Below are 21438 nucleotides of genomic sequence, written 5' to 3' on the forward strand. Positions count from 1 at the left end.
AATCATGTATATCTACAGCTAATAGTTATTCTGCTGTCTTTGATAATTTACTTCATTTTTTGTAAAATATGCTTTTTCCATTTCCTCATAGGTTATTCCGAGCAGTGCACCAAGGTGTAAATAAGACGTCAGCAAAGTTTTGAAATCAGAATCGCTCTTGCTGTCCCTAAATTTATTTACTAGTTGATAAATCAAAAGAAATTGCTCTGTAGTGCTCAGTGTGGATGGTTCCAATTCAAGTTTGTAATCGAGGTTCTGAAATCCACATTCAATTCCTAGCGATAATATAAAATGTATACCATCAACATACTCCTCTAAAATAACATCCTTTTCTGATGAAGGCTTGATACTCCAAAACTTGAAACAGCGTGTTTCATTTGCCAATTCTCCGAGTTCCACCAGCAAGGCAAGAACCTTTCTATCGAATAAATCTTCGTTTTGTAATCCATGCTTTTCTTCAATATGCTGGTCCAATCCACGCTGCATTCTAAATAATTTTTCTAGTTGCATTTTATCACTCCCTCTGCAAATTATATCAAACTGTGGGCAGAATGAAACTTTTCTCATTCCAATTCGTATAGTAGGAAAAAGGTCTAGGAGGCAAAACCATGGTTTGGCTGCTGCGCTTACTGTTAGTAATCTTGTTCATCTTCTTGATGTTTGGCACGATTAAATTCCTCCTCAAACCAACCCGTAAATTAGAAGCCGCCCGAAAACACAAACGCTTTTTACTGCTAGATAATGAGGAGGTAATTAAGAATTTTCAACTTACCTACAATGGTGCTGTGTTTACGGGAGAAAAATACTTAGGGGCCGCGAAAAACAGTATAGATGTTGTTTCTATTTCACTTTCACCGGATCATTCCACTTCCATTCAAGGGATGGCTAAGGAAGACTTTTATTTTATCGAAAAAAAGATACATGAAAAATATCCGGCTGCTCAGATCAATTGGAAAAGCCCAATACATGAATTTTTGCATCAAAAATAGCCGCTTAACCAGCGGCTTTTTCTGTTTTTCTTTTAAAAAAATCCTTCCACTTAATGACGTTTTGTTTCTCTCGCAACAGATAAACAAGACAAGTTAAACCGATAAGAATCATTAAAATAACAGAAGGGGTAAAAGTGCTGATATACTCTCCAAAGATTGTGAAGAAAAAAGCGATGGGAATATTCGTTAGTAAAGAAGCCTTCATATACTCTTTAAATTTAGGTTTTCTTTGTTTTAAACAAAAGCTTAATAGATGGTAATGTACAAATGGAATAAGTCTTAAAATAGCAATTTGACCAACGGTAAGATTCCGATATTCTCCGAACCAACGATTTTTTATTTTTAACATACGCTCCTGTGTTTTCGGCATTCTATCAATGAATGCAAAGAAGAAAATGCTTACCCCCATTAAACCGATAACCGAATAAATGGTTCCCCACAAAGTTCCAAACAGAACACCACCAGCAATGATGACAACTGATACAGGAATAAATAAGAACGATCTGAGCAGATGAAATACAACGAAAGTAAGTGGAGCAAAAATGCCGCCAGCTTCCACCATGATTAACAGCAAAGACAAGTCCTCATTCATTTACATGCCCCCTGGGTGTTAATCTCTCTTGATAGTTTTAGCATATAGAATGGGCCATGCTGTTATGTCTATAAACTATAAAAATAGACTAAAAGAATGATTTCTGCTAAGGCTAGGATTGGAAAACCAAATTTAAAGGATAAATGCTTCGTCTTATGGCGATAAAGCTGCATTCCTGCTGTAGTACCTACTGCTCCGCCAAATACAGCAATTAGCCATAACGTTTTTTCACTGATCCGGTATTGATGTTTTTTTGCCCGGTCTTTATCTATTTTCATCACAATCAAACCAATAAGGTTCATAATGATATAGGCACTTAGAATAGTACTCATTTTCTTGTCTCCCTTATAGAAAAAACCATCCTCATTATGAGAATGGCTTTTATCGTATATTATTTCGCTTGTTGTTGTTTTGCAACAGTTGCTAATTCAGCAAATGCGTTTGCATCACTTACTGCTAATTCAGCAAGCATTTTGCGGTTTACTTCGATACCAGCAAGCTTTAAGCCATGCATTAAACGGCTGTAAGAAAGACCGTTCATACGAGCTGCTGCGTTGATACGAGTAATCCAAAGTTTGCGGAAGTCGCGCTTCTTCTGGCGACGATCGCGGAATGCATACATTAAAGATTTCATAACCTGTTGGTTAGCTACCTTATATAATGTATGTTTTGAACCATAATAACCTTTTGCTAATTTAATAACTTTTTTACGACGCTTACGCGTTACAGTACCGCCTTTTACACGTGGCATTGAATTTCCCTCCTATATATCAATCGTTCGAGATTACTTAAGATTTGTTAATAAGAAACGAATGCGTTTGAAATCGCCTTTAGAAACAAGGGACGCTTTACGAAGCTTACGCTTAGCTTTTGTAGATTTGTTTGCAAATAAGTGGCTAGTATATGCGTGTGAACGCTTCAGTTTACCAGAACCAGTTTTCTTGAAACGCTTTGCAGCGCCACGGTGAGTTTTCATTTTTGGCATTGGGATAGTCCTCCTTATTACTTTTCAGTTTTAGGTGCTAGAACGAGGAACATGCTTCGTCCATCCATTTTTGGATGAGACTCGATTGTTGCAACTTCCTTGCACTCAGTAGCAAAACGGTCTAAAACACGTTGACCGATTTCTTTATGGGTAATCGCCCGGCCCTTGAAGCGGATAGAAGCTTTTACCTTGTCGCCTTTTTCCAAAAACTTAATCGCATTGCGAAGTTTTGTATTAAAGTCATGCTCATCAATTGTTGGGCTGAGACGAACTTCTTTTGTAACAATAATCTTTTGATTCTTTCGAGCTTCTTTTTCTTTCTTTTGATTCTCGAATTTAAATTTGCCATAGTCCATAATTCGGGCTACCGGAGGCTTTGCGTTTGGTGCAACTAGTACCAAATCAAGATTCACTCGTCCGGCAATCTCCAGCGCTTCAAATTTGGTTTTAATACCTAATTGTTCACCGTTCTGATCAATCAAGCGAACTTCGCGAGCGCGAATACCCTCATTTAACAACATGTCTTTGCTAATAATTAGCCACCTCCAAGGTTTTAACGAATACAACATTGGGTCAAGGATCATCTGTGACGTTAGTTGCATCGGCAAGTAATGAACAACTTTAGATTCTTTGTTTTACACAAATAAAAAAGTGCGGATGAATACACCCACACTTTACGAAACAAAAGTAAATAAACTAAAAAGTTCACGTAAAACCTGCCAACTGCCAATTGCGTCAATCAGGTGAGAAGCGGGTGCTTCTTCTTTTCCCAAAACTAGTATTCAATTTTCCTTAGTTACTATAACATAAGCAAAGACGTGATGTCAAACATGCATTTCATATGACAACGAAATTCATTTTATCAAGAAACGAAAAATTATTCAATAGAAATTTTTTCTTTTCAAAAAAACAAAGGGAGAAAACCTCCCTCTGTAATCATTTATCCTCGTTTTACTTCTGCCAGTATTGATTCAAGGAACTGTGCGAATGGCTGTGTTTCTGATTTTTGTTCGCCGTATTTACGGACGTTTACGGCAGTTTCTTCTACTTCTTTGTCGCCGACAACGAGCATGTATGGAATTTTTTGCATTTGTGCTTCACGGATCTTGTAGCCGATTTTTTCATTACGGGCATCTAATTCAACACGGAAGCCTTGGTTTTGAAGCTGCTCCTGTACCTGCTTGGCAAAGTCAAAATGCACATCAGGTGAAACAGGAATCACTTGTACCTGTACGGGTGCAAGCCAAGTTGGGAATGCACCTTTGTATTCTTCAATTAAGAATGCGACAAAGCGTTCCATTGTTGAAACGACTCCACGGTGGATGACCACTGGGCGGTGCTGCTTGCCGTCTTCCCCAACATAATTGAGATCAAATCGTTCAGGAAGCAAGAAGTCTAATTGTACTGTAGACAGTGTTTCTTCTTTTCCTAAAGCTGTTTTAACTTGAACATCCAGTTTAGGACCGTAGAAAGCTGCTTCTCCTTCTGCCTCATAATAATCAAGGCCAAGGTCATCCATTGCTTCCTTCAGCATACTTTGTGCTTTTTCCCACATGGCATCATCATTGAAATACTTTTCAGTATCTTGTGGATCACGGTAAGACAGACGGAAGGAATAATCATTAATGTTGAAATCTTTGTATACTTCTAACACAAGATTCACAACCCGCTTAAATTCATCTTTGATTTGGTCTGGTCGAACAAAAATATGAGCATCATTTAATGTCATTCCGCGAACACGCTGTAAACCTGATAAAGCACCAGACATTTCATAACGGTGCATCGTTCCAAGCTCAGCAATCCGGATTGGAAGTTCACGATAGCTGTGAATCGCATTTTTGTACACCATCATATGGTGTGGGCAGTTCATTGGACGAAGAACCAATTGCTCATTATCCATATCCATGATCGGGAACATATCTTCTTGGTAATGATCCCAGTGACCTGAAGTTTTGTATAAATCCACGCTTCCCATGATTGGAGTATAAACATGGTCATAGCCAAGACGCTGCTCTTTATCAACGATATATCGTTCCACAACGCGACGGATTGTTGCACCTTTTGGAAGCCATAATGGCAGCCCTTGTCCAACTAATTGAGAGCTAGTAAATAGGTTTAACTCTTTTCCAATCTTTCGATGATCGCGTTCTTTCGCTTCTTCAAGTAAGCGAAGGTGCTCTTTCAAATCCTCTTTCTTGAAGAAAGCAGTACCATATATACGCTGAAGCATTTTGTTTTTGCTGTCACCGCGCCAGTATGCTCCGGCAATACTCAACAATTTAAATTCTTTAATTTTTCCAGTTGAAGGTACGTGGACACCACGGCAAAGATCAGCGAAATCACCCTGCTCATAAATTGTCACTGTCTCATCATCCGGAATTGCTTCGATTAGTTCAAGCTTGTATGGGTCGCCCTCTGCTTTGAAGTGCTGAACGGCCTCGGCACGGCTGACTTCTTTACGAACGATCTCGATATTTTCATTCACGATTTTCGCCATTTCTTTTTCAATCCTTGGCAGGTCTTCTGGCGTAATCGATTCTTCAAGGTCGATGTCATAATAGAATCCACCTTCGATTACTGGTCCTACACCAAGGTTTACTTCTTTACCATACAGTCTTTTAATCGCTTGAGCCATTAAGTGAGCTGTACTATGACGCAAAATTTCCAAAGCTTCTTTGGATTCAGGTACAACGATTTCTATTGAACCGTCTTCTACGATTGGACGGCGTAGATCAAATAATTGTCCATTCCATTTCCCAGCGATTGCCTTTTTCTTCAGTCCCGGGCTGATGGAAGCGGCAATATCTTCCGTTGTTGTTCCACGAGGGAACTCCTTCAATGCTCCATCTGGAAACGAAATCTTAACAACGTCTGACATGGTAACTCCTCCTTTGATTTGAGCGCTCGGGACAAATTTTGTCCTTAAAACGCTTTTTAAAAAATAAAAAAACCCGTCCCTGGAAAAGGGACGAGTTTAATAAACACGTGGTTCCACCCAATTTTTCATTTTTAAAAAATAGTCTTTAAAAATGACTTTAGGACAGGGTAACGGGCTGTTTCCCGTCAGGCGATTACTCACTTCAAAGAAGCGTTCACCGCTGAAGTTTAAAGGTGGTAAGCATTCAATCCGTGCTAGGAGGCTTTCAGCCCTGTCCTCCCTCTCTGGTAACCGTGAATAAATACTGTTGTCCTTATCATTACTTTTGCTTGATATATTAACTATGTACTGTATTATAATGATTCTAATTTTAAAAATCAATACACCAAGCATACAATTTTTTCAATATTTTTCAAGCACCATTTCCATTTGCAGAGTTTTTCTGCTGAATCGATTCTTTCGTATGCCGTAAACCTTTATATGACTTTATCAATACTCTTTCTTCAAAGATGTTTTTAATGGTCCTGACAAGCGGTTCCTCGGGATTTTTTGTATAGAGGTGAATGTTCTTTGGTGCGATTGATAATAAAGGTGCAATGGAAGCAGAATCTACATAAACCGGATGGTTAAACAAAAGCTTCCGGTCAATCATTTTCATCAATTCTCCCCGTTTTATCTCTTCAAACTGCTGATCAAAAAAGGTGATTTCCTCATCAAACAAAAGATGCAGTGTGTCCATTTTAGGTTCACGGCTCGCTAAAAAATCCCTTAATGTTTGAATAAACATTTGATATTCCTGCTCCATTTTATATTCATCAATGGAGATTTCTACGTAACTCTCTAACAATTTAAAATAGGGACGTAATCGAAATTTAAAAAAGGAGTCAAACGAGAAGGAGACATGATCCTGAAAGATTTCCTCCACTGCTTCTCTAATTTGAGGTTCTTCCCTATTACCCTTAATGAAAACAGCCAGGTCTTCCCGCTGACCTTCAAGAACAGAATAAATAATCTCCATGATATGTTCCTGCTCTTCTGGATCCTCGAAAAAATATTGTTCTTGTAAAATAGCCCTAAACCAGTCATCACGCTTTATTTTTATGATAAATTCATAGAATGCTTCTTTGACCTCTCCAAACCTAACAATGCTTTCCGAAATTTTCACTATATGTCGATCTTCTATAAGAAGAATATCTTCATTATTTGGATGATACCGTAAGCACTTCAGCAAGTGATCATAACATCTCTTCGCATCCATCTTGCTTCGGAAGATGATTTCTGCCAACCAAATCCCCCCTCTATCCCATACTCTGTTTTACATTTATATGGGGGACTTGGCCAAAATAGAAGTTCAGACAGCATGGATGCACCAATATTGTGAAAAAAAATAAGGACTACCGAAAATGTATCGGTAATCCACTTGCATTTATCATTTAATCACGGCGATTTGGACCATCAACAAGAACAGGATCACTTAAACTACGAATTCTCTCCATGATTCTCCGCGCTTTCATCTTCTCCTCTTCACCACGCTGGCTGTAGGTTAAATGGTGCTCCAGCCCTTGGAAGTCAAAATTAGAGGTAAAGAAGGTTGAAAGCTTTTCAAGCATCCTAAACTGCAAGATAGGCCCTATTACTTCATCCCTTGTCCAGCTGGATACAGCTTCTGCACCAATATCATCAAGCATTAAAATGGGTTCTTTTTTCAATGCTTCAATTTTTTCATTTAACGTAGAATCACCAATGGCACTTTTCATTTCGCGCAGCAGCTCTGGAACATAAACTATCATCGTTGGAATTTGCTTTTTAGCCAGTTCGTTAGCTATCGCTCCTAACAAATAGGATTTTCCTACTCCAAATTTGCCATATAGATACAATCCCTTAGGCTTTAATCCCGCCTCATAATTCATTAAAAAAGTTGCTGCACGGTCCCCGGCATCAAGACGGCCGAGGTCACCTTCAAACTCCTCAAAGGTAGCTTCCAATATATCTCTAGGTACATATAAACTTTTAATAAGCTTTTGATTTTTCTTTTGCTCATCCGCCATTACTTTTCTTGGACAGCGTTTATATACGACATCAATCGAGTTTCGAACCAGCACTAAATCAGGGTGATACCCTTTCATGAAATTGATACAGCCATCAAGACTCTCACAGCGATTACATTCTTTACTTTGCTGCGTGTATTCATAAAGCTTACTCATGCTTTTTTCAATCGTATTCTGATTGAGCTCATTTTCATGTTCTGTTAGAAATGCATGAATATCCGGATGACTTAACACTTGCTTTCGCTGCTCTTCATAGCGCTTCAGAAAGTTTTCATTAGAGGCTAACCGCTTAATTGTTCGATTGATCCTTTCCAATTCCCTTCACCACCTATTTGCGAAATGCTTTTAGCTTCTCTTCAATCGCACGCTTTTTCGCTTCAAGCTCTGTATTCTGGTCTTTCGTTTCTGCCTTAACACTAGCTTTTCCACTATCATCAAACCAATCAGGTAATACTTCTGTCCGAATCGGTTTTTGTTTCGTTGATCTTCCGGTCTTTTTGCTCTCTTGAAATCCTCGCTCGTCTTTCCTAGCAGCTTCCATTGCTTCTTTAACAGTCTTTATTTTAAGCCGAGCCCAATGGCTTGCAATCGATTCAACAAATCCCTTTGTAAATTTCATATCTGTTTTTCTAAGAACAACCTCGATTAACACATTTACAACACCAGGAGGAAGTTTATATTTAATCATGACTTCCTCTAATATTTTTAAATTGGCAGCAGAAGGCTCCACTCCACCTGAGAGTTCTTTAAAAATAACAATGGGAGGTGTGGTTTCATAATAACGAATTAACTTTTCTTCCTGTGTTTTCGGTTCCGTTAATTGGACTTGGTGGACAGCAGGCTGTGTTCTATTAATAAGACTCGGAAGTTGATCATAATTTTCGAATTGATACCAATCTCGTGCACCTTTTCTAAGGTCCTCGATATCAATTTCATCCTTTTCATTGATGGCCCCTAAAATAAAGTTTTTCATTTCGATTGGGCTGATTCCGTAAAGAAATGCAAGATTACTGATAACCTCTTTCACCTTTTTGGTCAGTGCTTTTTGTGGGACCAGTGATTCATTAAGACCCGCCATTAACAAATCAAAATCAAAGGTACTCGTATCAATTTGAATTGGTTTTTGATCCTGACGGCCAATAAATTCTTGATTGGATTCCGCCTCCAAGTCTTCTGCATGGTCTTGCATATACTGAAGACTTCCTGGAATTGCCGATGCAAACACATCCTGAAAAGCTCTAGTTACTTCTAAATAATCCTCATCCAATGGCTTTTTTGGAATGCTAAAAAAACGTTTTAACCGCGCAAAGTGATTTTTACCGATTTTACGATATAGATAAATATTTAACATTCCATCTAGAAAAAATTGCTCTGGATTCAACGGCGGATAAAGTTCATAGATAAACGAACGTCCACTTTCATCACTTTTTACGTATGTTTTTAACAGTCCAATACCCTCTAATTGTAACCTAGCTTCGTAGATATCCTTTAAGTTAACACTTAACAAATTCATTAACAAATGATGAGTCGAGGATTCAGACCATAGTTTATTTTCTTCAAGCTCTGCCCAAAGCGTCATATATAAACTTAAACAGGTAGAGCCGATTAAGGGCTGATACAAAAAAGTCAGCACTTTGCGGTCGTATTCATGCAGCAATCCATTTGACGTAACAAGATAACGGTCAATCGGAATCAATTCCTGCCAATGCTGCGCCATATCATTCACCCTTTAAAAAAGTAATAAAGAGCCAAAGACGTTCTTTAGCTCCCTAGGATTTCTCCTTGTTTATCAGTTCTTTTAATTCTTGAATAAAAACATTTATATCCTTAAATTGACGGTAAACAGAAGCAAAGCGAACATAAGCTACTTCATCAACATGTGCAAGCCTGTCCATGACCATTTCACCAATCAATTCACTTTTAATTTCTGATATTCCTTGATTGCGTAATTCTTTTTCTACCCCTTGAGTTATATCTTCTAATTCTTTTAACGCGACAGGGCGCTTTTCACAAGCTTTAATCAAGCCTCGCAGGATTTTATCCCGGCTGAATTCTTCCCTCGTACCTTCCTTTTTTACCACAATAAGTGGAATCTCTTCAATTTTCTCAAATGTCGTAAAACGATATCCACATTCTTCACACTCACGTCTTCTTCGAGTTGCACGTCCCTCATCAACCGGCCGGGAATCAAGCACACGTGTACCATAATTTTGACATGAAGGGCACTTCATTTGATCAACTCCCAAATCAATCCATTCATAAGTATTTTATCTATTCTTTATCTTATTAGAAAGAAAACGGTAAAACAAGAAGTATTATGAGCTTTTTCCGACTCTAACAAGAGTATGTAATTTGTCGATTTTCTCGTAATAGGAAATGAGCCTTTTTCTTAAAATTGGATACAATCCGATTGGTGAAAATTTTTCCGAAGAGATACTGAAGTCTACAGCCGTTTCCATTCCTCTCACAGATACTACCGTCACGATTAGAAAACAAGGTATCGGTTTGTTGATTTCCACAGCAATTTCCCCATGGTCTTTGGAAACCGTAACGATTCTGCAGTCTGCATCCTGGCGAAATAATTCTTCAACAGATTGAAAAAGCTGGTTGAAAGTTGCTTTATAATAACGGGTAGCCAGGGAACTATCTTTTTGATGATCTGAGGTTTCGATTTGCTTTCTAAAACGAATAAATAAATTACCAAATATAGCCATAGGAGCCTCCAAATATAGTCTTTTATCTAATTTTACAATACTTTACGAAAAAAATAAAAAGAGGTGTACTATAAATACACCTCTCGTCGCATTTTTATTTAAAAATTATCGCGCTTTTGCCTGTTTTACTTGAACAGGACCCATACCGCGTGGAATTTCAATATTCTCGCGTGTTTGCGCATTTAAGCTTTGAGCTATATAATCTGCTGCTACATTTGGATTTAAATCACCACAAGTATATACATCAATGCTGGCATATCCATGTTCAGGGAAGCTGTGAATGGTTAAGTGAGACTCAGAAATAATGACCACACCGCTTACGCCTTGTGGTGCAAACTTATGAAATGCTACTTCACGGATTTCCGCACCTGATTTAAGAGCTGCTTCAACAAAAGTTTGTTCAATAAAATTCATATCATTCAATTTTTCAAAATCGCAACCCCATAATTCAGAGATTACGTGACGTCCCATTGTTTCCATATTCATTTTTCCCCCTCTAAACATTTTTGCTTCATTCTTGAAATCTTTTATTGACAGTATCTTGTAATTACCACGGGGGAAAGTTAGTCCAGAGAGGTCCTAACCCTTTAAGTAATTAATCGGTACCAAATTTCAAGAAGTTCACGATGACTAGTATACTAAGTTTATATTTGTTTTGCAACCTATCAATCTAAAATTTTACAGTGTCTGTGTTTAAAGGGCTTATCTCCTCAAAGCAAAAAACAAATTTCAAACTATATTATTCACAAATGCTTTAGAAAGCTACAAAAAAAATACTGTCAATCGACAGTATTTTTTAGAGAATTATCCCACTTTCACTTGATTTGAATTCGCCATTAGATGTGCGACATATAAGGTAAGATCGACGACTCTGGAAGAATAGCCCCATTCGTTATCATACCAAGCAAGCACTTTCACTTTTCTGTTCCCCATAACCATCGTCGATAATCCATCAATGATCGCAGAGTAAGGATTTGTATTGAAATCGACGGATACAAGCGGTTCCATCGTAAAGTCGATGATACCCTTTAATGGACCATTTTTTGCTTCCGAAAAGGCCTGATTGATATCATCAACTGTGACATCTTGTTTCAAATCAACTACCAAATCCACTAATGAAACATTTGGTGTAGGTACACGAAGTGACATTCCATGCAGCTTCCCCTTTAACTGAGGTAATACCAGCGATAATGCTTTTGCTGCCCCAGTGGTGGTTGGGATGATAGATTGTCCACATGCTCTAGCTCTTCGCAAATCTTTATGTGGGTTGTCAATGTTTCGTTGATCATTTGTGTACGAGTGAATCGTTGTCATTAAACCATTTTCAATTCCGAACTTTTCATCCAACACTTTCGCCACAGGTGCTAAACAGTTTGTGGTACAAGACGCATTAGAAATAACATCATGTTGAGTGATGTCGAGTTTGTCTTCGTTTACACCCATAACAATGGTAATATCCTCATTTTTCCCAGGTGCAGTAATAATGACCTTTTTTGCTCCTGCGTCTAAGTGCAGACCTGCCTTGTCTCGTGAGTTAAATTTACCAGTCGCTTCAATAACGACATCAATATTTAACTCTTTCCATGGAAGCTGCTCAGGATTCCGATTATTTAATAATTTAACTCGTTTACCGTTTACAATTAGCTCTTCATCCAGCGCAATGATATCCCCTTGAAATGGTCCATGAACCGTATCATATTTAATTAAATGAGCTAACGTTTCCGCAGGATAACTCGCATTTATAGCAATAATATCCAGCGTATTTTCAAGGATCGCTTTTCTAAAAACCATCCTACCAATTCTCCCAAAACCGTTTATTGCAATTCTCGTCTTCATTTCACGGCCCCTTCCGTAATATGTTATACTTATTAACTTGTTTTGATGTAATTAGTATAACATATTTAATTCAATATGTGATATATAAAGTGCGGAATTTTAAAAATGTTTTATAATTCCGATAACTTGTTTAATAAATACGCTACATTAATTTTTATTGGGGATTTTATTTGGATAGTAGATTTAACAAAACATTCATTTTTTGACCTATGAATTTCGGATAGAATAAGAGATAAGAAAGGAAGTGGGATATGTTTAAAAAAGAACGGTCTATACCTGCAGAATTGGTTATATTGAGAATTTTGGATTATAGAATTAACTTATCGGAAAAAGAAAAGCTGCGACTCTCTAACAAAGAGAAGGGTTATGCAGGGGAATTGAAGTTTGACAGTTTAATACGTGACTTAGATACTTTGGTTATTAATGATTTGTTGCTTGAAGTAGGTGATACAGTTTTCCAAATTGACACTTTAATTATCTTCTATGGACGAATTTATCTTATTGATGTCAAAAATTATGAAGGAGAATTTTGTTATGAAGATGGCCTGTTTAAAACAATAGCTGGTAGTGAAAAGAAGGATCCTATGCTACAGTTAAATAGATGTCATTCCGAACTCCGGCAATTACTCCATAAATATGGATATAATTATCCCATTGATGCTTTTCTCGTATTCATTAACCCCGAATTTACCTTGTTTCAATCATCACCAAATCCACAGATTATCTTACCAACACAAGTTAATTCTTTTATTAAAAAGCTATATAAAATGCCTTCTAAATTAAGTGATAAACACCATAAACTTGCAGACCTGTTAGTTTCTCTGCATAAAACGGAAAACCCTTATGTGCGATTACCAAAATATGACTTTGATAGTTTACACAAGGGGTTAAGCTGTGGAATATGCCACTCATTTTCCCTTTCAGTTTCTCGAACGATCCTAACCTGTAAATGCGGGTTTAAAGAGCGAGTAGAACCAGCAGTCATGCGCAGTGTGAATGAATTGCAAATTCTGATTCCAGAGATTAAGATAACAAATAATCTTGTTCATGAATGGTGTGATGCAGTTGCTTCTAAAAAAACAATCAGGCGAATTCTCAAAGAAAATTTTAAAGCAATAGGGAATACAAAGGAAAGCTATTATGAATAATGAGCTAAATTAGGATTTTCCATTGTATCCGAACTACGTCTTGGGTCACATCACCGAATAAATGTTAAGGGCTCGTTTTAGGGGGATATCCTGGTCTGATTGTTACCGTAATAGGGAGCCTAGGTTTATCGGCACTATCCCGGTCTGATTGTTACCTTAATTTAGGGAGCATAGGTTTATCGGCACTATCCTGGTCTGATTGTTACCGTAATCTGGATAGCCTAGGTTTATCGGCACTATCCCGGTCTGATTGTTACTGTAATCTGGATAGCCTAGGTTTATCGGCACTATCCCGGTCTGATTGTTACCTTAATTTAGGGAGCATAGGTTTATCGGCACTATCCCGGTCTGATTGTTACCGTAATCTGGATAGCCTAGGTTTATCGGCGCTATCCCGGTCTGATTGTTACCGTAATTTGGATAGCCTAGGTTTATCGGCGCTATCCCGGTCTGATTGTTACCGTAATTTGGATAGCCTAGGTTTATCGGCACTATCCCGGACTGATTGTTACCGTAATTTGGATAGCCTAGGTTTATCGGCACTATCCCGGTCTGATTGTTACCTTAATTTAGGGAGCCTAGGTTTATCGGCACTATCTTGGCCAGATTGTTACCGTAATTTGGATAGCCTAGGTTTATCGGCACTATCCCGGTCTGATTGTTACCTTAATTTAGGGAGCATAGGTTTATCGGCACTATCCCGGTCTGATTGTTACCTTAATTTAGGGAGCCTAGGTTTATCGGCACTATCTTGGCCAGATTCTTACCGTAATTGGTAAACACTTGGTTTATCGGCACTATCCCACTGGTATGTAATTTTATAGGCATTAAAAAAGAAGGGGATCCCCCTTCTTTTTTACGTTGCTATTCCCCAGCCCTTTAAAACCTCAATTACTTGTTTTTCGGTTTCGGCGATGGTGCCGTTGTTATTAATGACGGCGTCGGCTAATGCGACTTTTTCTGAAAGAGGCATTTGTGATTTAATTCTCGCCTCTGCGTCCTCCATGGATAAATCATTTCGTTCCATCAGTCTTTTTAGCTGGATATCTCGATCAACGTAAACGAGGATTGTTTTTTCGACCATATGCGTTAGTTTACTTTCAAACAGCAGTGGAATATCGAGGACAATGACTTGTTCTCCGCGTACCCTGGCTGCTTCTACTTGATCGTTCATCCTTTTTCTTACCTCAGGATGAACGATGCTATTTAAGAGCTGTCGTTTTTCAGCGTTGTGAAAAATGATTGAACCGAGTTTTACCCTATCGATTTCCTCAGTATCTAATAAAATATCATCGCCGAATTCAGCAACAATTTTTTGATAGGCCGGTTCACCTTTCTCGACGGCTAGGCGGGCTTCTACGTCTGCGTCAATAACAGTGATGTTCATTTCTTTTAACATACTGGAAACTGTACTTTTTCCACTGGCTATTCCGCCTGTTAGTCCGATTACTAGTGACATACTCTGTTCCTTTCTACATGAACGTTCATAATTTCAAAATTCCAATGATGATTAATAAAATCCCTGGTATAAAGGTAAACTTTTGGACCAAGTTAAATTTATGAAAAAAAGCACCGCTTTTTATTCCTAAAACTAGAAATAAAGAACTCATAACAGCAACGCTGGCGGCTAGATAAAAAGGAGAAAATCCAAGCATCGCGGCACCAATTCCAGCACCAAACGCGTCGATGGATAAGGCAAAGCCGAGCATGAATGCCTCAATTCCAGTGATCGTACCCGAACGGTCAAAGTCAGCTGACATTGGTTTCCTTAAGATATTTATGGCAATTCCTAAGGAGCGGATTTCAAAATTAATGATCAGCTTTTCATGTTCGAGCAGTTCTGAGTCCTTTTCTTTCGCTGGCCTGAAAAATTGATATAATACCCAGGCGCCGAGACCGATTAAAATAATACCCCCAAGGCTTGCAGTGATATCCGGAGATAAGATTTTTTCAAGGCCATGTCCGATTGACACCGCAATCATTAAAGAAATGGCTGAACAGGTGGCAATGATGAGCACTGATTTAAGCGGCAATACCATTTTTCTTAGTCCATACGTAAACCCTACGCTAAAGCTATCAAGACTGAGAGCAAAAGCCAGCAGGAGAAGTGAGAACATTTGAAACATGATGTCTAGGGCTCCTTCCGTCAATCACTACGATAGTATATGGGAGGAGCCTATCCTATGTTATTAAATTGTCATCTCACTTCTAACACTTAAAGTTTTTGGCATTTAGGACAAAAATGTGTTCCTCGGCCGCCTACTGTTGTTTTTTCTAACGGGGTACCACACCTTTTGCATTCTTCCCCTTTACGGCCGTAGGCATATAATTCAAGCTGAAACATTCCAATTTCTCCTTGTGAGTTAACGTAGGAGCGAATCGTACTTCCTCCTTTTTCAACTGCTTCATCTAATGTCTTAACAATTTCTTGATGCAGCAACGTTACTTCTTTATCACTCAGAGAATTGGCAATCCTTTCAGGATGAATTCCAGAACGGAACAGGGCTTCATCCACGTAAATGTTTCCAAGGCCGACAAAGACTTTTTGATCAAGGAGTGCAGGCTTTATCTTTCGGTTTGTCTTTTTCAGCTTGTCCCATAAATATTCCTTCGTGAAGTCTTCTGAAAAAGGCTCTGGTCCAAGATCAATAAGTGGAGGTTTTTGAAATTCCTCACCCTTTATATATAAGTGCATGGTTCCAAATTTACGAACATCCCGATAGCGCAATTCAGTTCCATCGGTAAAATGAAAAATAACATGCGTATGTTTATCATACGGTTCATCTTTTGGATAAAGACCGTATTTCCCTTCCATCCTTAAATGGGAAACAAGGGCAAACGTAGTCGTATAGATGATTAAAAACTTTCCTCTTCTGCCGACATCCTCAATTGTTTCCCCCTTAAGGGCGTCAATAAATTGTTCCACCTCAACTGGGTTTTTAATGATTTTCGGCCAGTGAACGGTAATGTTCTCAATCTGTTTATGCGAGACAAGATTTTTTAACGTTTTTCTTACGGTTTCAACTTCTGGAAGTTCCGGCATTCAATAAGCCCCTCCTTACTTCGCGTCAAACCATGTTGGGCCATAGGAATAGTCTACTTTTAATGGCACTTTTAATTCGAGGGCATTTTCCATAACATCGGGAACGAGTTTTTTCAGGGTTTCGATTTCTTCTTCCGGTGCTTCGAAGATAAGTTCATCGTGCACTTGAAGCAGCAGTCTCGTTTTTAACCCATAATCCTTCAACGCTTCCGCCATATCGATCATGGCTTTTTTAATGATATCAGCAGCGCTTCCCTGGATCGGGGTGTTCATTGCCGTTCTTTCAGCAAAACTTCTGATGTTAAAATTACGATGTGTAATTTCTGGGATATATCTTCTTCTTTGAAGGAGGGTAGATACATAGCCCTTTTGTTTGGCTGAATGAATAATGTCGTCCATATAATCCTTTACCCCAGGATAGCTGGCAAGATAGCGGTCAATGAACATCCCTGCTTCTTTCCGAGTGATTCCTAAACTCTGTGAAAGACCATAGTCACTTATTCCATAGACTATACCGAAGTTAACCGCCTTCGCCTGCCTCCTCATATTGGATGTCACCTCGTCTGCGTCCACGTGGAATACATCCATCGCTGTTTTTGTGTGAATATCGAGGTCATCCTTAAAGGCTTGAATTAGTTTTTCATCACCAGCAATGTCTGCTAAAACTCTAAGCTCGATTTGCGAATAATCGGCCGCAAAAATGATCCATCCTGGTTCCGATGGTACAAATGCTTGACGAATCTTCCGGCCCTCTTCTAAACGAATCGGAATGTTCTGCAGGTTCGGGTCTATGGAGCTTAATCTGCCTGTTGCGGTTAATGTCTGTTGATATCGTGTATGAACTTTACCCGTTTTAGGATTAATTACTTTGAGCAAACCTTCAATATATGTTGACTGAAGCTTGCCTAGTTGTCTGTAATTAAGAATATGCTCAATGATTTCATGGTCATTTGCTAATTTTTCTAAAACATCTGCTGACGTTGAATAGCCTGTTTTTGTTTTCTTAAAGGTTGGCAGGTTTAATTTTTCAAATAAAATTACACCTAATTGTTTGGTTGAATTAATATTGAACTTTTCACCAGCCAGCTCATAAATAATTCCTTCAATTTCAATCAGCCTGTCATGAATTTCGCCGCCCATTCTTTGTAGACGGTCCCTATCCACCTTGATTCCGCAAGATTCCATATCAGCTAAAATGAGAGATAATGGCATTTCAAGATCAGTAAACAATTCATATTGTTCATTTGTTTTTAATTCATCTTCTAGTTTTAGTTTTAAATCAAACATAGCAAGACTTTTTCGAACAAGGTGATCAGCTACTAGTGGTGCTTCAGGTATTTTCCGCTTAGCCCCTTTTCCATAAAACGACTCATCTGATTGGATATTAATCCCATATTTTTTCCCAATCGTTGAAAGGTCATCAATCGATTCAGAAGGATTAATAATATAAGAAGCCATTAACGTATCGAAATTAACCCCTTTTAAATGAATATCATACCTTCTTAACGAAACTTCGGAACGCTTCGCATCATAGACTGTTTTCTTTTTTGTATCATCTTCAGCCCATTTTTTAAAGCTATCGGACTTTAAGGCTAATTCAGTTGGTAAATAATAATATCCCTTTTCATTAACTAGCGAAAAACCAATGATATCCGCGTAATGATAATTATCATCGAGCATTTCAACATAGAAATAATTATCATCCGCAAACAAATCATCACTAATCACATCAGGGGTTACATACTCTATGTCTTCAAGTTCAAGCTGTTCAGTGCTTGCAGTGTCTCCACCTAATTTTTCTAATAAGGAATGAAAGCCAAGCTCTTTATAAAGTTCAACAAGTTTTTCTCTTTCAAAGCCTTCATAAGCGACCTTTTCTACGGATACCTCGACTGGTGCATGTCTTTCTATGGTGGCAAGCTGCTTGCTCATCACTGCTTGATCCTTAAATTCCTCAAGCTTTTCCTTTAACTTACTTCCAGTCACTTGATCAACCGACTCTAGTAAATTTTCTAATGTTGAAAATTCCTTCAGCAGTTTAATCGCTGTTTTTTCACCGACTCCTGGTACACCTGGAATATTATCTGAAGGGTCACCCATTAGCCCCTTCATATCAATAATTTGCTCAGGCGTTAAACCATACTTCTCCATAACATGTTCTGGAGTATATTCCTCTATGTCGGTAATTCCTTTACGAGTGATAGCTACGGTAGTATGTTCGGAGGAAAGCTGCGTTAAGTCTTTATCTCCTGATATTACCTTGATTTCATAACCTTCTTTTTCAGCCGTTAATGACAGCGTCCCAATAATGTCATCTGCCTCATAATTCTCAAGCTCATATCGCTGGATACCATATGCGTCAAGAAGATCACGAATAAAAGGGAATTGTTCCGATAATTCAGGCGGTGTTTTCTGCCTGCCGCCCTTATATTCTCCAAAAGTAGCGTGACGAAATGTCGTCTTCCCAGCGTCAAATGCCACTAGTATATGCGTTGGCTTTTCGTCTTCTATAATCTTATTTAACATCATGGTAAAACCGTAAACTGCATTTGTGTGTACGCCTTTATCGTTATTAAGCAGGGGCAGTGCAAAGAATGCACGGTAAGCGATGCTATTCCCGTCTATTAATACTAACTTCTTCTTTTCCATCCATTTACCCCTTTCAGGTTAATTCATATATTTATGTAGTTCGATGATAAACTCACTGCCCTTACCCAGGGTACTTCTCACTGAGATGTTTCCGTGATGTGCTTCAACTAAATGTTTTACGATTGCTAATCCAAGACCTGTCCCGCCAGAATCCCGGCTTCTTGCACGGTCAACCCGATAAAACCGTTCAAAAATACGGGGAATTTCTTCTTGTTTAATTCCTACCCCTGAGTCTTTTACATGGATTTTTACTGTTTTCTCGTAATCGAACAGTGAAACTTTTACATATCCTCTTGGCGGGGTATATAAAATTGCGTTGCTCATCAGATTAATAAATACCTGTTTTAAGCGGTCATGGTCTCCTTGTATATATAATTCTTCCCTCTGAAACTCAAGTTCAAGACGAATATCTTTTGATTCTGCTTTTTTAGTAAGCATGGTGATTACGTCGTTTATTAATTCATAGAGGTCAAAGTCCTGGATGTTTAACTTAAATTCCTGCTGCTCAATTTTCGAAAAATCGAGCAAATCTTGAATGAGCGATTGCATTCGCTCACTTTCTTTATTAATAATCGATAAAAATGCTTCAAGCGTATCTTGATTGTTCATCGCACCATCCAACAGCGTTTCAGAAAAACCTTTAATAGAGGTAACGGGCGTCTTCAATTCATGTGACACATTGGCAACAAAATCTTTTCTCATTACCTCAAGTTTTTTTATCTCGGTAATATCATGGAAAACAAGTAAAACCCCTTTCCATACATTATTTATCCCAATAATCGGTATCCCATAAACATCAAAGTATCTTCTCTCGATCCCCAATGGGAGAAGAAGATGTTTTCTGATTTTTTGTTCAGTCCTGAACACATCTGCTATGATATTGCAAATTTCCTCTTGCTCAATCACTTCATAATATAGTTTGTCTAAGTAATTAGTAGAGTTCACATGAAAGATATCGATGTAGCCCTTATTGATGAGATTAACGAACCCACGGCTGTCCATTAGAAGCAGTCCTGCACCCATATTTTCAATTAGTGCACTTAAGCGATCTTGCTGTATTTCTTGAGCTTTACTCATTTCTTGAAGGTTTTGGGCTAGTACATTGATAGAATTGCTCAACATACTCGTCTCATTTAATTTGTTACTTTCGATTCTAGCCCGGTAATTTCCTTTGGCCAGCTCAATGGCCACACTCGTTGCAGCTTCTATTGGCTTCGTATATCTTGCCGTTATTCTGTATCCAAGATAAATAAAAACAATAAACACCATCAGTAAGCAAGTTGATAGAATCCACCAAATTTGCCCGTAGGCTTGTTTCAGTTCACTGGTTTTAGTAAAGATGAACAAATAACCTTCATTTTCATTTGCTTGTAAAATGGGTTTCCAGGAATAGTGTAAGTCGTATTCCTCACGTTCAACAAGCTTCGTCTGATTTTTTTGCTTTTCCTTTAAAACCTCATTAATAATTTCTTTTATCCCTTTTATATTAGAAGGACTCATTTCGTCGCTGTCAAAAAGTATCTTCCCTTTGGTATCTGTAATGGCAAGTCTCACATTAAGGATATTGCTTATTTCCATTATTTTTTGTTGATTAAATGAGTTGACGCCACCGTTATTTTCAATATGCAAGCTAAGAAGATTACTCTCTTTATCCAGACGTTCATTATATGTATCAAGGTAGTAGCCTTTAAAAAGTTGTCCAAGTAGTATTTCCAGTCCGATTAAACCGATTATTAGTAAAGAAATGAGTGCAAGTAAAAGCTTTGTACGGAATTTGGTCATTCACCTTTCGGCTCCTCGAGCTTATACCCTAGTCCACGGACGGTTTTGATATAAGCAGGTTTCTTCGTATCCTCTTCAATTTTTTCCCTCAGGTGTGAAATGTGAACATCTACAATACGAGTATCGCCAGCAAATTCATAATTCCAAACAGCACTTAATAATTGGTCACGAGTTAAAACGCGATTTTTATTCTGAGCCAAATAATAAAGTAATTCGTATTCCTTGAGGGTCAGTTCCAATTGTTGATTTTTAAAATAGGCTTCATATTTTTCCGGGATAATTTGAAGGTTTCCAATAACAATATCAGAACTATCCTGTTGGTCAGCCTCATTACTGTTGGATTGTATTTGAATTCTTCTTAAAATTGCTTTTACTCGTGCAACCACTTCTCTTGGGCTAAATGGTTTAATCATGTAGTCATCTGCACCAAGCTCCAGCCCCAATATTTTATCAAACTCATCGTCTTTGGCTGTTAACATCAGGATTGGTGTCATAATTTTTTGCTGCCGAAGCTGCTTACATACTTCGATTCCATCCATTTTAGGAAGCATAAGATCTAAAACAATAATATCAGGTGCCATACTTTCAGCTAATTGTTTGCCCGCTAAGCCATCCATTGCCGTTACTACTTCAAAACCGGCTTGTTCCAAATTATATTGAAGCAAAGTTACAATTGATTGTTCATCGTCTACAACTAGTACCTTGTTTTTCATAAAAACCTCCGATTGATTTATCTATTTCGCCACCTTTCTCCATTATAATATAGAAATAAAA

At 38.1% G+C, this 21438-nt stretch carries 22 protein-coding genes and 1 other annotated feature; of the genes, 2 read left to right on the plus strand and 20 right to left on the minus strand.

Going from position 1 to position 21438, the window contains the following annotated elements:
• Positions 1-18: 18 nt before the first annotated feature.
• A complete protein-coding gene (locus ACIQAA_RS03710; RefSeq protein ID WP_402615122.1) occupies positions 19-510 on the minus strand; it encodes a dUTP diphosphatase in 492 nt (163 codons plus the stop codon).
• Between the two features lie 98 nt (positions 511-608).
• On the opposite strand from ACIQAA_RS03710, the gene ACIQAA_RS03715 reads away from it, so the two are divergent.
• A complete protein-coding gene (locus ACIQAA_RS03715; protein WP_402615125.1) occupies positions 609-989 on the plus strand; it encodes a sigma-w pathway protein ysdB in 381 nt (126 codons plus the stop codon).
• 4 nt (positions 990-993) lie between these two features.
• On the opposite strand, the gene ACIQAA_RS03720 is transcribed toward ACIQAA_RS03715, so the two are convergent.
• The 13 genes from ACIQAA_RS03720 to ACIQAA_RS03780 all read right to left on the minus strand — a co-directional run bounded on the left by ACIQAA_RS03720 (position 994) and on the right by ACIQAA_RS03780 (position 12042).
• Positions 994-1581, minus strand: a complete 588-nt coding sequence (locus ACIQAA_RS03720; RefSeq protein WP_402615128.1) for a TVP38/TMEM64 family protein — start codon at positions 1579-1581, stop codon at positions 994-996.
• A gap of 68 nt (positions 1582-1649) precedes the next feature.
• Positions 1650-1913 carry a DUF1294 domain-containing protein gene (locus ACIQAA_RS03725; protein ID WP_402615130.1) on the minus strand — a complete coding sequence of 88 codons (264 nt, stop codon included), beginning with the start codon at positions 1911-1913 and terminating at the stop codon, positions 1650-1652.
• Between the two features lie 59 nt (positions 1914-1972).
• The gene (rplT, locus tag ACIQAA_RS03730; protein WP_283861752.1) at positions 1973-2332 is read right to left on the minus strand and encodes a 50S ribosomal protein L20; all 360 of its coding nucleotides are present in this window, start codon (positions 2330-2332) and stop codon (positions 1973-1975) included.
• A 33-nt stretch (positions 2333-2365) separates the two neighbouring features.
• Positions 2366-2566 (minus strand): 50S ribosomal protein L35, encoded by a 201-nt coding sequence (gene rpmI / locus ACIQAA_RS03735; protein WP_034676880.1) that lies wholly within the window; start codon positions 2564-2566, stop codon positions 2366-2368.
• 17 nt (positions 2567-2583) lie between these two features.
• Positions 2584-3087 carry a translation initiation factor IF-3 gene (infC, locus tag ACIQAA_RS03740; RefSeq protein ID WP_034676878.1) on the minus strand — a complete coding sequence of 168 codons (504 nt, stop codon included), beginning with the start codon at positions 3085-3087 and terminating at the stop codon, positions 2584-2586.
• Between the two features lie 118 nt (positions 3088-3205).
• Positions 3206-3338: a sequence feature (ribosomal protein L20 leader region), on the minus strand.
• A 168-nt stretch (positions 3339-3506) separates the two neighbouring features.
• Positions 3507-5444, minus strand: coding sequence for a threonine--tRNA ligase (thrS, locus tag ACIQAA_RS03745; protein WP_402615135.1), 1938 nt, complete (start codon positions 5442-5444; stop codon positions 3507-3509).
• A gap of 412 nt (positions 5445-5856) precedes the next feature.
• The gene (ytxC, locus tag ACIQAA_RS03750) at positions 5857-6729 is read right to left on the minus strand and encodes a putative sporulation protein YtxC (protein ID WP_402615136.1); all 873 of its coding nucleotides are present in this window, start codon (positions 6727-6729) and stop codon (positions 5857-5859) included.
• A gap of 148 nt (positions 6730-6877) precedes the next feature.
• Entirely contained in the window at positions 6878-7807 is a 930-nt protein-coding gene (gene dnaI, locus ACIQAA_RS03755) for a primosomal protein DnaI (RefSeq protein ID WP_402615139.1), read from the minus strand.
• Positions 7808-7820: 13 nt separating this feature from the next.
• The gene (locus ACIQAA_RS03760; protein ID WP_402615142.1) at positions 7821-9209 is read right to left on the minus strand and encodes a replication initiation and membrane attachment family protein; all 1389 of its coding nucleotides are present in this window, start codon (positions 9207-9209) and stop codon (positions 7821-7823) included.
• Between the two features lie 52 nt (positions 9210-9261).
• Positions 9262-9723 carry a transcriptional regulator NrdR gene (nrdR, locus tag ACIQAA_RS03765; protein ID WP_179601879.1) on the minus strand — a complete coding sequence of 154 codons (462 nt, stop codon included), beginning with the start codon at positions 9721-9723 and terminating at the stop codon, positions 9262-9264.
• 84 nt (positions 9724-9807) lie between these two features.
• The gene (locus ACIQAA_RS03770) at positions 9808-10206 is read right to left on the minus strand and encodes a hypothetical protein (RefSeq protein WP_402615145.1); all 399 of its coding nucleotides are present in this window, start codon (positions 10204-10206) and stop codon (positions 9808-9810) included.
• 105 nt (positions 10207-10311) lie between these two features.
• Positions 10312-10686 carry an adenosylmethionine decarboxylase gene (gene speD / locus ACIQAA_RS03775; RefSeq protein WP_402615148.1) on the minus strand — a complete coding sequence of 125 codons (375 nt, stop codon included), beginning with the start codon at positions 10684-10686 and terminating at the stop codon, positions 10312-10314.
• Positions 10687-11010: 324 nt separating this feature from the next.
• Entirely contained in the window at positions 11011-12042 is a 1032-nt protein-coding gene (locus tag ACIQAA_RS03780; protein WP_402615151.1) for a glyceraldehyde-3-phosphate dehydrogenase, read from the minus strand.
• A 251-nt stretch (positions 12043-12293) separates the two neighbouring features.
• On the opposite strand from ACIQAA_RS03780, the gene ACIQAA_RS03785 reads away from it, so the two are divergent.
• A complete protein-coding gene (locus ACIQAA_RS03785; RefSeq protein WP_402615154.1) occupies positions 12294-13190 on the plus strand; it encodes a nuclease-related domain-containing protein in 897 nt (298 codons plus the stop codon).
• Positions 13191-14046: 856 nt separating this feature from the next.
• Here ACIQAA_RS03785 and coaE read toward each other — a convergent pair.
• The 6 genes from coaE to ACIQAA_RS03815 all read right to left on the minus strand — a co-directional run bounded on the left by coaE (position 14047) and on the right by ACIQAA_RS03815 (position 21377).
• Positions 14047-14649 (minus strand): dephospho-CoA kinase, encoded by a 603-nt coding sequence (gene coaE, locus ACIQAA_RS03790; RefSeq protein WP_402615156.1) that lies wholly within the window; start codon positions 14647-14649, stop codon positions 14047-14049.
• Positions 14650-14674: 25 nt separating this feature from the next.
• Positions 14675-15316, minus strand: coding sequence for a sporulation membrane protein YtaF (gene ytaF / locus ACIQAA_RS03795; protein WP_402615159.1), 642 nt, complete (start codon positions 15314-15316; stop codon positions 14675-14677).
• Positions 15317-15405: 89 nt separating this feature from the next.
• Positions 15406-16233, minus strand: coding sequence for a DNA-formamidopyrimidine glycosylase (gene mutM / locus ACIQAA_RS03800; RefSeq protein WP_402615161.1), 828 nt, complete (start codon positions 16231-16233; stop codon positions 15406-15408).
• Between the two features lie 15 nt (positions 16234-16248).
• Complete coding sequence (polA, locus tag ACIQAA_RS03805; RefSeq protein ID WP_402615164.1) at positions 16249-18882, minus strand: DNA polymerase I; 2634 nt, start codon at positions 18880-18882, stop codon at positions 16249-16251.
• Between the two features lie 18 nt (positions 18883-18900).
• Complete coding sequence (gene pnpS / locus ACIQAA_RS03810; protein WP_402615166.1) at positions 18901-20664, minus strand: two-component system histidine kinase PnpS; 1764 nt, start codon at positions 20662-20664, stop codon at positions 18901-18903.
• Entirely contained in the window at positions 20661-21377 is a 717-nt protein-coding gene (locus ACIQAA_RS03815) for a winged helix-turn-helix domain-containing protein (protein WP_402615169.1), read from the minus strand. Before ACIQAA_RS03815 ends, pnpS begins: the two co-directional genes overlap by 4 nt.
• Positions 21378-21438 lie beyond the last annotated feature (61 nt).

It is taken from the genome of Neobacillus sp. NPDC093182 (assembly GCF_044754045.1).